The sequence below is a fragment of the Paraburkholderia sp. CHISQ3 genome, from assembly GCF_030464945.1.
Taxonomy (GTDB): Bacteria; Pseudomonadota; Gammaproteobacteria; order Burkholderiales; family Burkholderiaceae; genus Paraburkholderia; species Paraburkholderia megapolitana.
Genome location: NZ_JALPRG010000007.1, coordinates 438,228 through 451,606 on the forward strand (window position 1 = coordinate 438,228; position 13,379 = coordinate 451,606).

The following is a 13,379-nucleotide window of genomic DNA, read 5'->3' on the forward strand; positions in this document are numbered from 1 at the left end:
AACAGAGACAATCGATCACAGCGAGAATACTGACATGCTGACCCTCAAGCGCTGTGACGAGATGGGCGGTGGCGACCTGGGCTGGCTGAGGGCCAAACACCATTTTGCAATCGGCAATCACGGTAATCCGGTCCACACCCCGCTTGACAATCTATACGTGCTCAACGACGACCAGATCGCGCCGGGCACTGGTTTTCCGATGCACTCGCACGCCAACGTTGAGATCATCTCCTATATCCGCGAGGGAACGGTTACCCACGAGGATAGTCTCGGCAATAAAGGCGAAACTCGCGCGGGCGATGTGCAGGTAATGAGCGCCGGCATCGGCATCCGTCACACCGAATACAACGAAGGCGACGTGCCGGCTCGTCTTTTCCAGATCTGGCTGCGCCCACGAACCGACATGCGCGGCGGCGTGCCACGCTGGGATACACGACAATTCCCGCGCGCCGATCGTTCAGGAAAATCTGTCCCGCTGGCTAGTGGACACAATGTATCCGATGCACTGCCGATTCTCGCCGATGCCGAGATCCTTGGCGCCATGCTAAAGGCCGGTAGCTCCACTACGTACGATATTCCACTGGGCCACAGCGCATATCTCGTACCGTCGACCGGAACCATCACTGTGAATGGGTTGCGGGTGGAAGCGCTCGATGGCCTCGCGATCACGAGTGAACTGTCGATTACGGTCAAAGCAGTTGCCGACGCAGAGTTGCTGCTTGTTATCACCGCAGCCGCCGAATAAGGTCGTGAGAAAAAGACGAGATCCGGCTACGGAAGTCGGCAAACGGTTGGAGAGGTATTGTCAGATTGTCCGACGCAAGGGCAGTGATGGCATCAAATCTCGTCGAAATCTTATCCACTTCGGTCAACAGTTCAGGAGCTGAGCTGATGGATCATTTGCAGGCCATCCGGATTTTTACCCGCGTCGTCGAAACAGGTGGTTTCGGACGGGCGGCGCTCTCCCTGAAAATGCCCAACGCGACGGTGAGCAAATGGGTCAAATCGCTCGAAATGCACCTTGGCGTGAAACTGCTGGAGCGTAGCACGAGAAGCGTCACTGTGACGACCGACGGTGCCGCTTACTACGAACGTACCCGGCACCTGCTCAGCGAACTGGACGATATTGAGGCGACGCTTGGTCGAGCGCAGGCAAACCCATGCGGCGCGCTGCGAGTCGACATGGGTGGGTCGACCGCCAGCGGCATCCTGATTCCTGCACTACCGGCGTTTCGCGAACGGTATCCACATATCCAGGTGCAATTGAGCGTGACGGACCGGACCGTCGATCTCATCGCGGAGAATATCGACTGTGCCATTCGAAGCACGGCAGACGATCCGGGCCTCGTGACCCGTCGGATTGGCACGCTCGCGTGGACAACCTGCGCAAGTCCAGCCTATCTGGCGAAGTACGGGACGCCCAAACATCCTCGTGAGATCGTCGATAAAAGCATGCCTGTGGTCGGATACTTCTCTGCAAGCTCCGGTCTGACCCAGCCGCTTCGATTCCGCCGAGGCGACGAGGCGTTGACGCTTGAGCGAGTCCGTCACGATGTGCTGGTCAGCGAAAGCAACGCCCATCTTGCTACGGCGCTCGCCGGTCTGGGGATCGTCCACGCGCTGGACTTTATGGTGCGCTCGTTCATCAGGGAGGAAAAACTGGTTCCTATTCTCACTGAATGGGAGCCTGTTCCTCTCGAGGTGTACGTAGTGTATCCACCCAGTCGGAGATACAGCACCAAGGTGAGGGTATTCGCTGACTGGGTAACTATGCTGTTTGCGTCAATGTGAGTCGGCCCTTAGCAATAGCGTAGACCGTACTTATGGAGGTTCTTTCATGACATCACCATCGCCCGACGCTTCGAGATCACCTGACATGGACATCACGCGCCGTACGGTATTGCGTGCTGCCGCGTGGCTTGGCACGCTGGGTCTTGGAAGCGGCGTGGTCGCTGCACGACGAGCCGAAGCGAAAGCAACGGACATTGTGCTTCCGCCTGCCTCGGAAAACGTAACACCGTTCAAGGTGAACGTCCCACCCCCCGCGATTGAACATCTTAAGTTACGACTCGCAGCAACGCGCTTTCCCGAAAAGGAGACCGTCAGCGACTGGTCTGAAGGGGTGCCCCTGGCGAAAACGACGGCGCTCGTGGAGTACTGGCGATCCAGTTACAATATGCACCGTATTGAACGAAGACTGAATAGCATTCCTCAATACAGGACCCAGATAGATGGACTTGGCATTCATTTTCTGCATGTAAGGTCCAAACATCAGAATGCGTTGCCGATTATCCTTACGCATGGGTGGCCAGGCTCTATCGTTGAATTCCTGAAAGTTATCGAACCACTAACGGACCCTACAGCACACGGGGGTACGCCAGACGACGCTTTCCATGTCGTCGTACCATCTCTACCAGGATACGGGTTCTCTGACAAGCCGACTGAGCGCGGGTGGGGCTTGCCTCGTATCGCGAGAGCCTGGGCCGTGCTAATGAATCGATTGGGCTATACAAGTTGGGTTGCACAAGGCGGAGACTGGGGGGCCGGAGTGACTACATGGATGGCCAGGCAACATGTGGAGGGACTAAAGGCTATTCATCTGAATCTTCCCATTCTCTTTCCACCACCGCTCGAAGGAGAACCAGGCGCCGACGAGAAGGTTTCAATTGCTCAACTTGTGACGTTCTCCAATAACGGCGCGGGATATGCAAAATTGCAGTCCACAAGGCCGCAAACAATCGGGTATAGCCTTGCGGATTCGCCGGCCGGCCAGGCTGCCTGGATATATGAGAAGTTCGCCCAATGGACCGACACCAACAATCGACCAGAGCTCGAACTATCGCTCGACGAGATGCTCGATAACATTACGCTGTATTGGCTTACCAATACAGGTGCTTCTTCTGCCCGCTTATACTTTGAAAGCTTTACGACCGACTTTTCGCGGCAGCAAATTGACATCCCCGTTGGCGTGTCGATCTATCCCGGCGAGCTCTATCGACCTCCTAAAATTTGGGGTGAGCGCACCTATTCAAAACTCTTCTACTGGAATGAGGTCGCAAAAGGCGGGCATTTCGCCGCTTTCGAACAGCCTGACCTTTTCGTCGCTGAATTGCGTGCTTGCTTTAGTCGGCTGCGCTGAACAGGGATATACGCGAGCTCGCCACGCCTGGCGGCGCTTCTGGGGACTACGACGATGAAGCGAGCTCGTGAGGACGTTCCACGGTAGCCATCGAGCGTGATTGCGTCTGCTGCGTGGCCCTGATACCTGATCTCCCTCCTGAAAGAAACCTGAGCTGTGCTCGGGTTGCGCCTCGCTCTGAGCATGAAGTCTACCGCCTCGTCCGCCCGATCCACCGCCCGGTACGGATAGGTTTACCTGCCACTGATCTTTGCACAGGGTTCGTCGACGCTCTGCGATTGGCCCACTACCGGTTTGCGCCAGAACCTCTTCCTTGCGCCTCTCGTTGCCGTCGAAAAACAAGACCATTGAGAACCGAATAGAATATGAAATGTGTCATTGGGGACATTTCATTCACACCGGTGAACAATTCAGGAGCTGAGCCGATGGATCATTTGCAGGCCATCCGGATTTTTACCCGCGTCGTCGAAACAGGTGGTTTTGGACGGGCCGCGCTCTCCCTGAAAATGCCCAACGCGACGGTGAGCAAATGGATCAAATCGCTCGAAATGCACCTTGGCGTGAAACTGCTGGAACGTAGCACGAGAAGCGTCAGTGTGACGACCGACGGTGCCGCTTACTACGAGCGTACCCGGCACCTGCTCAGCGAACTGGACGATATTGAGGCGACGCTCGGCCGGGCGCAGGCAAATCCGCGCGGCGCGCTGCGAGTCGATATGGGTGGGTCGACTGCCAGCGGCATCCTTGTTCCTGCGCTACCCGCGTTTCGTGAGCGGTATCCGGATATCCAGGTGCAATTGAGCGTGACGGACCGGACCGTTGATCTCATCGCGGAGAATATCGACTGTGCCATTCGAAGCACGGCAGACGATCCGGGCCTCGTGACCCGTCGGATTGGCACGCTCGCGTGGACAACCTGCGCAAGTCCGGCCTATCTGGCGAAGTACGGGACGCCCAAACATCCTCGTGAGATCGTCGATAAAAGCATGCCTGTGGTCGGATACTTCTCTGCAAGCTCCGGTCTGACCCAGCCGCTTCGATTCGGCCGAGGCGACGAGGTGTTGACGCTTGAGCGAGTCCGTCACGATGTGCTGGTCAGCGAAAGTAACACCCATCTTGCTACGGCGCTCGCCGGTCTGGGTATCGTCCACACGCTGGACTTTATGGCGCGTCCGTCTATCAAACAGAAGACACTGGTGCCGATTCTGGCCAAATGGCGGCCTGAGCCTCTTGAGGTGTACGTCGTGTATCCACCTAGTCGGAGATACAGCACTAAGGTGAGGGTATTCGTCGACTGGGTGGCCGCGTTGTTTGGTTCAATGTGAGTCGAACTGCGGTAATTGAGAATTCAATTGACGCGGAGTCGGGCGATAATTGTGTAACTCGCCTGAGTCAAATCGCCGCGTTGAGCTTCTCGTCGATCACATCGGTCCATACGTGGCGGACCCCAAGTTACATTTCTGGCGGAGAAGAATTGCTCTGGATTAACGGTTACCACGATCAACCGTGTCTCCACTTTTCCGTCGATTGTCGATCTCACTAGTTGCACCAGAGTCGACTTGAAAGCTACCCGATTGCCTTTTCCACCGTATTCCGCAAGGTACCGATCTTCTCGATCTGAACCTCGCAGACGTCACCGGTTTTCATAAAAATCGGCGGCGTGCGGGAGAAGCCCACACCAGACGGTGTTCCAGTAGCAATGACGTCGCCCGGTTTTAACGGTACGAGTGCCGAAGCATACGCGATGATTCGTGCGACACCGAAGATCAGGTGACGGGTATTGCTGTCCTGAAGGGTCTTGCCGTTGAGCAAAAGCTTGATGTCAAGGCAGCTCGGATCTGGGATTTCGTCGGCCGTGACAAGCCACGGTCCGAGGCCACCGGTTTGCCAGAAATTTTTGCCGGAGGTTACCTGGCTCGAGTGATATTGCCAGTCGCGCACACTACCGTCGTTGAAGCAGGTATACCCCGCGACATGGTTCAATGCGTCGGCTTCGTCGATATAGCGTCCACCTTTTCCAATGATCACGGCCAGTTCTGCTTCGTAGTCGAACTCGTCCGATACCTTGGGTATTTGCAAAGGTTGGTCATGTGCGGCCAGCGATTCCGGAAAACGGGGAAACAGCGATGGGTGCTTCGGTTTCGGGCGTGCGATACCGGCATCCTGGACCTCCTTCAAATGGTCTGCGTAATTGACGCCGACACAATAGAAATGGGCTGGGTCCGGGATAAGCGGCAGGAACACCACGTCGCTGAGAGCGTGGTCGGGTTGCGTCTCCTGAAACTCGGCGGCAGCCGCAAGCTTCCCGGCCTCAAGCAGTGCGCGCATGCTATTCACGCCAAGCCGCCTGCCGATGTCGACAATGCCGCTATCAACGAGCGCGCCTAGACGGGGAGTGCCCTCGAACTCGTAAGACAGAAGTTTCACGTTACCTCCATTTCGTCGATTGGGGCGACGACTTTGCCGGGACTGTCCCGGGCGATTGCCATAGATAACTACACACAAGCATGGTGAATGAGTCGCGGTTATGGGCCGGCTCAGGTTTCCCGACCAGTGACCGTCGTCTTGCGGGCGATATCGCGGAGCAGATCGTTCAATCCGTCGGAAAGAACCCGTGTGGTTTCCTGATCGATGATTCGGCCGTCGCGTACTTTTTCATGTGCCATGCCTATGACAATCTGCGGACGCAAGACGAGCAATGCCGCATTCGAGAGCAGGGTTTCGCTGAGTTGCGCCTGCGCTCTTACTCCTCCCGTAAATGCTGGCGATGCTGAGAGCGTCAGGACAGGTTTTCCTTTCAGTTTGGTCTTTCCATAAGGTCTGGATGCCCAATCCAGGGCGTTCTTCAGAACGCCAGACATGCCGTAGTTGTACTCCGGCGTGACGATCACCAGCCCCGCCGCTCTTTCGATCGCCTGCCGCAGGGCAGCCACAGATTGGGGAGGAGATTCGTTATCGAGATCCTGGTTGTAAGGAGGCACCGAATCGAGCGGAAAGATCTCGAGCGTCGCGCGGCTTTCCGTGAGGCCGGCGATGTTTTGCAGGATCGCCGTGCATAGCGAGGCTTTGCGCAGACTCCCTGAGATTCCAAGCAAAACGGGTTGATCAGACATTCAAGTTCTCCAGTTGTGTTCTCAGAAATCATGCAGGCGCCAGTTTATTCCCAATGTTGGGAATAATTCAACTGAAATTCAGAGGTTCCCGTGGAGGCGGAATCTCTGCTCGCTACCGAGGCTTTGGTTTCGGGAGGTGAGGTTGGTGAGCGGGGGGTGAACGTCACCTTGACATATTCCCATTATGGGGAATATATTGCTCGAAAGCACGGACGGTCGGTGTCGCCCGCAGTCTGGACGAGCACAAATCGGCCGTCGGGCCAGGTACCGCGTCCTGCACCGTTCAGAACAGTGATCGACGGTTTCGGTGAGTCAGCACACAGAAGTGGAGATATGGATGACTAAGGAAGTGGCGTTGGAGCCGAGTGGATCGGATCAGAAAAGATCCTACGGTATGGTATTCGAGCAGGACGTTCCGATCCCCGTGAGCGACGGGCTCGTTCTGCGTGCGAACGTGTTCCGTCCGGACGCAGAGGGCCCCTTTCCTGTGATCATGGCGCAAGGCGTATATGGCAAAGATCTCCATTTCGAGGACGGCTTCAAGGCGCAATGGGACCAGTTGATTGGTGTCTACCCGGATCTCTCCAGCAACGGCTCCACGGGTAGGTATCTACGTTGGGAAACGGCCGATCCAGAACGGTGGGTGCCCGATGGTTTCGTGATTATCCAGATCGATTCGAGAGGAAGCGGCAAGTCACCCGGTTACCTCGATCCGCGTTCGCCGCGCGAGATCGTCGACTACTACGATGCAATCGAATGGGCGGCGCGGCAACCCTGGTCTAACGGCAAGATCGGCTTGCTGGGCATCTCCTACTACGCTGTGACGCAGTGGCGCGTTGCGACGTTAAGGCCGCCGCATCTGGCCGCGATCTGCCCGTGGGAGGGCTATACCGACTACTACCGCGACAGCACGCATCACGGCGGTATTCTGAGCAGCGGCTTTGCGAACTACTGGTGGCCCAAGCAATGCCTTGCTGTGCAACATGGCAACGGTGCCTCGCCTCACCGGGAGCGAGAGAGCGGAAAGCGGATCACCGGCGAAGATGCGCTGAGCGAACAGGAGCTCAGCGCTAATCGCACCGACTACGTCGCCGACATTCTGCGTCACTCGCTCGATAGCGCATGGTGGCGTGAGCGAACGCCGGTGCTTGATCGTATCGAAGTGCCGGTCCTGTCGGCTGGAAACTGGGGCGGTCCCGGCATGCACCTGCGCGGCAACATCGAGGGGTTTCTCGGTGCTGCTTCGCAACAGAAGTGGCTCTCACTGCATGTCGGCAAGCACTGGGAGAGTTTCTATCTGCCCGACTACGTCGCGATGCAGAAGCGCTTCTTCAACCACTTCCTGCGCAACGAACAGAACGGCTGGCAGGACGAACCCAAGGTGCGAGTGGTCGTGCGCGATCCGCGAGGCGATCGGGCGCGCACAGCATCGTCATTCCCACTGCCAGGCACGCAACTCACGCGACATTACCTCGACGCTACCTCTAGCAGCCTCTCCGCCACTTGTCCCGCAGAGGAGGATGTGGCGAGTTTCGACGCGATGGGAGACGGTGTGAGTTTTACGACAGCACCGTTCGAGGTCGACACCGAGTTTACTGGCTTCGTCGCGGCTCATCTATGGGTGTCGTCGTCGACGGAAGACATGGACCTGTTTGCCGTCCTGCGTATCGTCGATGCAAACGGCAAGGAACTCGTTATCAACGGAGCGCATGAAGCTTCGCCGGTCTCACGCGGCTGGCTACGCGTGTCTCATCGCAGGCTCGATCCGCAGCGCAGCGACGCGTTGCGCCCCTTCCATGCTCACGACAGGGTAGAGCCACTGGTGCCGGGCCAATTCTATGAGGTGGACATCGAGATCTGGCCGACGTCGATGGTCTACCCCAAGGGCTATCGGCTGGTGTTGACCATTATGGGTAAGGATTTTGAATTCCCCGACATCCCGGGCCGGATCCTGCACAAGCATGCGTCCGACCGCGGCGGTGCGACTTTCCAGGGGACCTCTCGCATCGCGACCGGCGGTGCCCGTGCCTCTTACCTGACCCTTCCCCACATCCCCAACCATTGACGATCAAGAGGAGGAGACCATGCAAATTCGAAGAGTGGTTACAGGGCACAAGCCGAACGGTGACGCCACGATTCTGATAGACGAAGCGTCAAATGACGTAGTCAGCTTTCGCCCAGGTGCTACGGTGTGCAATATCTGGTCGGCCTCGCTGCCGGCCGATAACGACGATGCTGCGGACGGTGCGAAGCAGATCGTAGGCACGGCGATGAAAGGGCGCTCGGTTTTTCGCGTCATTGAGTACGCACCGGGCGTTGCGCCGCGTAACCATCGCACCGACTCAATCGATTACGCCGTCGTTCTCTCCGGTGAAATCACGATGGAAATCGATGACGAGACAGTGGTGTTGCGGGCCGGTGACGTGCTCGTGCAGCGCGGCACGATTCATAACTGGGTCAATCGCGGCGAGGCCCCGTGCGTCATCGCCTTTGTCCTGATCGACGCGGCTCCAGTGACAGTCGCCGGCGACGCGATGGTTGCAGTTGGATGACGTGAAGATTCCGGCCGACGGTATCGGCGGCATCATCATTGTCCACTACGGAGTCGACTACTCGACTCCAAAATCTATGAACGAAACTCTCCAGCAGTTGTTCACCTTGGGAAGGAGCTGCGATGAAACCGATTAGGCGGGTGCTGATCGTGGGTGGAGGTATCGGCGGTCTGTCATTGGCCGTCGCGTTGGGACGTCAGGGAATCAGGGCCGAGATTGTCGAGATCAAGCCTCAGCACAATGTCTATGGTGTGGGCATCATGCAGCCAGGGAATGCGCTGCGTGCGCTAAAGAGTCTCGGTTTGATGGAACGCTGTCTCGATGCGGGGTTTCAGGTCGACGACTACGTGATGAATGATGGCGGCGGCGAGTTCATCGCCAGAATGAAGCTACTGCGGATTGCCAGTCCAGATACGCCGGCTGTCAATGGCTTGCCGCGCACGGCGCTGCACCACATCCTGATGGAGGCGGCCACGGCCGCTGGCGCAACGATTCGTCTGGGCTTGAGCGTGCAGACACTCGAACAGACCGGTGACGAAGTGGACGTCACATTGACAGACGGATCGAGGGAAAAATACGATCTCGTCATAGGGGCTGACGGCATTCGCTCGCGGGTCCGTACGCTGCTATTTGGCAACCAGTACGATCCTCGATACACCGGCCAAGGTGTCTGGCGTTTTACGACCGAGCGACCCGCCGAGGTCGATCATCAGATCATGTTTTTCGGCGTGGGAGTCAAGGCGGGGATTATGCCAGTCTCGAAGGACCAGATGTACCTTCTGCTTGTGACTAACGAACCCGATAATCCGTGGTTTGAGGCGGATCAACTGGCACGCCTGCTGCGCGAACGATTGCAGTCGTTTACCGCGCCCCTCGTCACACGGATCCGGGAACAGATCGAAGATCCGGCGCGTGTGATATACGGTCCGATCGAGGAAGTCATCATCCCGTCGCCGTGGTACCGGGGCAGCGTGTTACTGATCGGCGACGCAGCGCATGCGTCGGGTCCTCACGTGTCGCAGGGAGCGACGATGGCGATCGAGGATGCCGTGGTGCTCGCGGAGTTGGTCGCGCAAGGCGAGGGCGCGGAAACGACTCTTGCGAAGTTCATGGCGCGGCGCTATGAGCGCTGCAAATTCGTGCAGGAGGTTTCACACCAGATCGGTCAGGACGGCAATCTCGAGGACCCGGTTCTTTGTGAGTTGCGCAACGAACGGATGCGAGTGGCTTTCCGGGATCCGCAACCGCGGCCGCACGAACGGCGTCTTGCGGAGCCGATCTAGCGGTGCGGCGATGGCGTCGGGCGATTATCGCTTGCGAGTGGTTTGCGCAGCTACCGACGACTTTCGCGAGGTCTTTTTGTCTGCCGCGACTTCGATCGAGGCGGAGCCCATCACTAGATCGCTAACGAAGTCGCAAAACCGGTCCTTGAATGCAGGAGAGTCGACTTCGTTCCCGAACAGTGCTGTGAAGACAGGTTTCGCGCTGAACATGAATTCGCAAATAGCGGCGATGGAAACGTGTATGAACCTGGCGTCCAGCGGATAAGCCTGCTCTCCGTGAAGGAGATTGCGCAGCTCGTCAATGGAGTGACGGAACCTGTCGAGTGCGGCATCCCGCTCGGGGCCGGTCGTATTGAAGAGATAGTCAACGACCAGCCGATGGTAATGAGGGTTGCTTCCGAAGAAATCCCAGAAGATCGAAATGCGCAGCCGTAGACGGTCTCTCACGGACCCATCCTTGACGTTGGATGCAACGAAGCAGTTGCGTAGCTCCTCCGTGACCTGGATGGCGACCACCTTGAGCAAGTCTGGCATCTGACCGAAGTAGTAGCGGATCAACCGCTTGTCAATGCCCGCGAGGAGCGCGACCTGCTGGAATGTGATCTCTCCCGGCGGCACTGTCTTCAGCGTCTCCCGCGTAGCGGCTACGATCGCCTCTTTGCCGACGGCTCCGGACGTGGATGGACGGCCTTGAGGGCGCCGGGTCTTTGGAGTTTTTCGAGCTGACATGTTCGCCTGGTTAGATGGATGATGATGAAGGGCGATTGCAATCTGCAGCGTGTGTAGGGCGTTCCAGTTGTGCGTCGCAGATGAATTATGCCCAATACACGGGGCCTGGCGGGCGTGAATCAAGTATCTTTCGTCGAAGTATATTGACATTTCCCATAATGGGGAATTAAATTGTCAGCAACGCAGGAGACGAGCAGCAAGGAGGGGACGTCGATGCTGGAGCTTTATCACACGGTGAATTCCGTCTGCGCCCAGAAGGTCAGGATCGAACTGGCGGAAAAGGATCTGGTCTGGGAAAGCCATCGGATGACCTTGCGTGGAGATCAGTTCGATAAGGCCTATCTCAAGCTCAATCCGAACGGTGTGGTGCCGACGTTGATTCATGACGGGAAGCCCATCATCGAATCATCCGTCATCCTCTTCTACCTGGAGGAGTGTTTTCCCGAGGTGCGATTGATGCCTGAGGACCCGATGGCTCGAGCGACCGTGCGGTTGTTCAACAAGCTCATCGATGAGTACGTGCATAACGCCTGCACCGTGCTGACTTTCGCGATTGCGTTCCGGTCGCGGTTTCAGGAGATGGATCCGGTTGACCTCGAAAGCTACCTCTTGAACTCGCCGAACCAGAAGCGTTCTGATCATAAACGCGACGTGATAGTCCATGGGCTCGACTCGAAATTTTGCATCGAGGCGGTCGAGCATTTCATCAAGCTGTTGCAGTGGATCGAGCGGGCAACGTGCGAACATCCGTATCTGGCTGGTGACGAGTTCTCGCTTGCGGATATCGCCGTCGTACCGTACGTCATTCGCCTCGACATGCTGCGCCTCACACCAATGTGGCGCGCCCAACCGCATGTGGCGACATGGTACGAGCGTGTGCGCACACGTCCTGCAGTCGAGCGCGTGATCGTCGGCAGCATGACGCGGGCGGATAGGGCACCGTTCGAGGAGATCTCCTTCGATCCATGGCCAGATATCGGCCGCCTGCAGGAGCATAGCGCGCTCCGTACGTCGTTCGATCAATAACAACTGCCCGTCATCGTAGAACAGGCGAAATCAGGAGACAAGACGTGTTGACGGTAAAGGCAGTCGTTCCCCCCGCGGAACATGCAACCCATTCGACGGCCACGACGGCCGATGACCTTCATTCGAGGAGCGCGGCGGAGATTACCGCGCGCATCGAGCGGCTGCCGTTTTCCTCATGGCATGTCCGCCTCGTCGCGGTGGTCGGCATCGCGCATCTGCTCGACGCGTTCGATTCACTCGCTATCGCGCTCGTGTTGCCTGTGTTGATCGAGCTCTGGCACTTCGCGCCCGGGCAGGTCGGCCTGGTCTTTTCGATCGGCTATCTCGGACAGATCGTTGGCGCGATCGGTCTGAGCTGGCTATCCGAGCGCTTCGGGCGCCTGCGCGTGCTCCGTCTCGCTCTGGGCATCATGGCGGTGTTGAGCCTCGCGACCGCGTTTGCCGGCAACTACCTGACTTTCGTCATCCTACGTCTGATCCAGGGCGTGGGGCTCGGTGGTGAGGTGCCGGTTGCCGCTACCCTGGTCAACGAACTGACGCCGGCGCGGTTCCGTGGGCGCGTCATCAGTTCACTGCAGACCATCTTTGCAGCTGGCCTGTTCCTGACGTCGTTCGCCGCGGTCTGGCTGATTCCGTCGTTTGGCTGGAAATCAATGTTTTACCTGGGGGCGTTGCCAGGGGTGCTGATCTTCGTGATTGGTGGGCTGGTGCCAGAATCGCCTCGCTGGCTTGCGCTGCGGGGCAAGGTGGACGAAGCCGCTGCAGCGACAACGCGCATCGAGGCCGCGATATCGAAGCAGGGCACGCGGCCCCTTCCGGCGCCGGGTCCGTTGACGCTCCATCCGGTGCTGCGGCACGGGCGCTTCGTCGATCTATTCCGTAACGGCTACGCGGTTCGCACCGTCTGCATCTGGGTACTGATGTTCTGCATTTCTGCCTGCGGCAACGCGTTGATCACGTGGCTGCCGACGATCTACAAGACGATCTACCACGCCACGCTCACCAATACGTTCCTGTTGAGCAGCGTGCTTGGCGTGGCGGGCCTGACCGGCGCCACTACGAGCGTTCTCGTGATCGACAGAATCGGCCGGCGTCGCACCTTCATGCTGTCGCTGTTCGGTAGCGCCGTGCCGCTGATTGTCCTTGGCTTAGCCGGACCTATGCCGATGCCCGTGGTCGTGTCTCTGCTAACGATCGGCAACTACCTGCTCGCGATTGGGCTGGGCAGTGTTCATACCTATGCAACCGAAATCTATCCGACTCGCATGCGTGCGCTGGGAGCGGGCGCTGCCATGGCCTGGCTGCGTATCGCGCAGGTGGTGAGTCCGCTCGTGATCGGTACGCTTCTTGGGCACTTCGGAGTTGGAGCGGTTTTTCTGTTTCTCGCTGCGATGGGATTGATCGGCGGCATCACGGTTGCCGTTGCGGCGATCGAGACCAGAGGGCGCATCCTCGAAGAGATCTCTGTTTGAGAGGGTCGTCACGTCAGCACGGCTATTCCAGAGAGTCCGGATGAAATGTTTTCAGGTACCTGAGT

The 13,379-nt window shown here is 57.9% G+C and carries 12 protein-coding genes and 1 pseudogene; 9 read left to right on the forward strand and 4 right to left on the reverse strand.

The features are described from left to right. The first annotated feature begins 34 nt into the window (after window positions 1–34). The 3 genes from M0D65_RS19405 to M0D65_RS19415 all read left to right on the forward strand — a co-directional run bounded on the left by M0D65_RS19405 (window position 35) and on the right by M0D65_RS19415 (window position 3,139). Window positions 35–745: a pirin family protein gene (locus M0D65_RS19405; protein WP_266254133.1), complete on the forward strand. Its 711-nt coding sequence runs from the start codon at window positions 35–37 to the stop codon at window positions 743–745. 86 nt (window positions 746–831) lie between these two features. Beyond that, window positions 832–1,791 carry a LysR substrate-binding domain-containing protein gene (locus tag M0D65_RS19410; protein ID WP_308076690.1) on the forward strand — a complete coding sequence of 320 codons (960 nt, stop codon included), beginning with the start codon at window positions 832–834 and terminating at the stop codon, window positions 1,789–1,791. Window positions 1,792–1,876: 85 nt separating this feature from the next. After that, window positions 1,877–3,139: an epoxide hydrolase family protein gene (locus M0D65_RS19415; protein ID WP_266254134.1), complete on the forward strand. Its 1,263-nt coding sequence runs from the start codon at window positions 1,877–1,879 to the stop codon at window positions 3,137–3,139. On the opposite strand, the pseudogene M0D65_RS33145 reads toward M0D65_RS19415, so the two are convergent. After that, window positions 3,040–3,360: pseudogene (locus tag M0D65_RS33145) on the reverse strand (hypothetical protein); the annotation flags it as partial. The gene M0D65_RS19415 and the pseudogene M0D65_RS33145 sit on opposite strands and share 100 nt — an antisense overlap. 204 nt (window positions 3,361–3,564) lie before the next feature. Between M0D65_RS33145 and M0D65_RS19420 the strand changes: the two are divergent. Beyond that, a complete protein-coding gene (locus M0D65_RS19420; protein WP_266254135.1) occupies window positions 3,565–4,464 on the forward strand; it encodes a LysR family transcriptional regulator in 900 nt (299 codons plus the stop codon). A 241-nt stretch (window positions 4,465–4,705) separates the two neighbouring features. On the opposite strand, the gene M0D65_RS19425 is transcribed toward M0D65_RS19420, so the two are convergent. Continuing rightward, window positions 4,706–5,566 (reverse strand): fumarylacetoacetate hydrolase family protein, encoded by an 861-nt coding sequence (locus M0D65_RS19425; protein WP_266254136.1) that lies wholly within the window; start codon window positions 5,564–5,566, stop codon window positions 4,706–4,708. A 110-nt stretch (window positions 5,567–5,676) separates the two neighbouring features. Further along, on the reverse strand, window positions 5,677–6,252 hold the full coding sequence (locus M0D65_RS19430) for an NADPH-dependent FMN reductase (protein ID WP_266254137.1): 576 nt from the start codon (window positions 6,250–6,252) through the stop codon (window positions 5,677–5,679). Between the two features lie 337 nt (window positions 6,253–6,589). Here M0D65_RS19430 and M0D65_RS19435 point away from each other — a divergent pair, with 337 nt between their 5' ends. The 3 genes from M0D65_RS19435 (at window position 6,590) to M0D65_RS19445 (ending at window position 10,087) form a co-directional block, all read left to right on the forward strand. Next, window positions 6,590–8,317, forward strand: coding sequence for a CocE/NonD family hydrolase (locus tag M0D65_RS19435; protein WP_266254138.1), 1,728 nt, complete (start codon window positions 6,590–6,592; stop codon window positions 8,315–8,317). A gap of 19 nt (window positions 8,318–8,336) precedes the next feature. Then, on the forward strand, window positions 8,337–8,804 hold the full coding sequence (locus M0D65_RS19440) for a cupin domain-containing protein (RefSeq protein ID WP_266254139.1): 468 nt from the start codon (window positions 8,337–8,339) through the stop codon (window positions 8,802–8,804). 122 nt (window positions 8,805–8,926) lie between these two features. Next, window positions 8,927–10,087, forward strand: a complete 1,161-nt coding sequence (locus M0D65_RS19445) for an FAD-dependent monooxygenase (RefSeq protein WP_266254140.1) — start codon at window positions 8,927–8,929, stop codon at window positions 10,085–10,087. Window positions 10,088–10,111: 24 nt separating this feature from the next. Here the strand turns inward: M0D65_RS19445 and M0D65_RS19450 are convergent, their stop codons facing one another. After that, on the reverse strand, window positions 10,112–10,816 hold the full coding sequence (locus tag M0D65_RS19450; RefSeq protein WP_266254141.1) for a TetR/AcrR family transcriptional regulator: 705 nt from the start codon (window positions 10,814–10,816) through the stop codon (window positions 10,112–10,114). A 213-nt stretch (window positions 10,817–11,029) separates the two neighbouring features. On the opposite strand from M0D65_RS19450, the gene M0D65_RS19455 reads away from it, so the two are divergent. Together M0D65_RS19455 and M0D65_RS19460 are read left to right on the forward strand one after the other, a co-directional pair. Next, window positions 11,030–11,842: a glutathione S-transferase family protein gene (locus M0D65_RS19455; RefSeq protein ID WP_266254142.1), complete on the forward strand. Its 813-nt coding sequence runs from the start codon at window positions 11,030–11,032 to the stop codon at window positions 11,840–11,842. A gap of 44 nt (window positions 11,843–11,886) precedes the next feature. Continuing rightward, window positions 11,887–13,314 carry an MFS transporter gene (locus M0D65_RS19460; RefSeq protein WP_266254143.1) on the forward strand — a complete coding sequence of 476 codons (1,428 nt, stop codon included), beginning with the start codon at window positions 11,887–11,889 and terminating at the stop codon, window positions 13,312–13,314. Window positions 13,315–13,379 lie beyond the last annotated feature (65 nt).

Bases quoted from the DNA above. Each gene is read 5' to 3' on its own strand.
- M0D65_RS19405 (WP_266254133.1), top strand. From the start codon at position 35: ATGCTGACCCTCAAGCGCTGTGACGAGATGGGCGGTGGCGACCTGGGC.
- M0D65_RS19410 (WP_308076690.1), top strand. From the start codon at position 832: ATGGCATCAAATCTCGTCGAAATCTTATCCACTTCGGTCAACAGTTCA.
- M0D65_RS19415 (WP_266254134.1), top strand. From the start codon at position 1,877: ATGGACATCACGCGCCGTACGGTATTGCGTGCTGCCGCGTGGCTTGGC.
- M0D65_RS19420 (WP_266254135.1), top strand. From the start codon at position 3,565: ATGGATCATTTGCAGGCCATCCGGATTTTTACCCGCGTCGTCGAAACA.
- M0D65_RS19430 (WP_266254137.1), bottom strand. From the start codon at position 6,252: ATGTCTGATCAACCCGTTTTGCTTGGAATCTCAGGGAGTCTGCGCAAA.
- M0D65_RS19435 (WP_266254138.1), top strand. From the start codon at position 6,590: ATGACTAAGGAAGTGGCGTTGGAGCCGAGTGGATCGGATCAGAAAAGA.
- M0D65_RS19440 (WP_266254139.1), top strand. From the start codon at position 8,337: ATGCAAATTCGAAGAGTGGTTACAGGGCACAAGCCGAACGGTGACGCC.
- M0D65_RS19445 (WP_266254140.1), top strand. From the start codon at position 8,927: ATGAAACCGATTAGGCGGGTGCTGATCGTGGGTGGAGGTATCGGCGGT.
- M0D65_RS19450 (WP_266254141.1), bottom strand. From the start codon at position 10,816: ATGTCAGCTCGAAAAACTCCAAAGACCCGGCGCCCTCAAGGCCGTCCA.
- M0D65_RS19455 (WP_266254142.1), top strand. From the start codon at position 11,030: ATGCTGGAGCTTTATCACACGGTGAATTCCGTCTGCGCCCAGAAGGTC.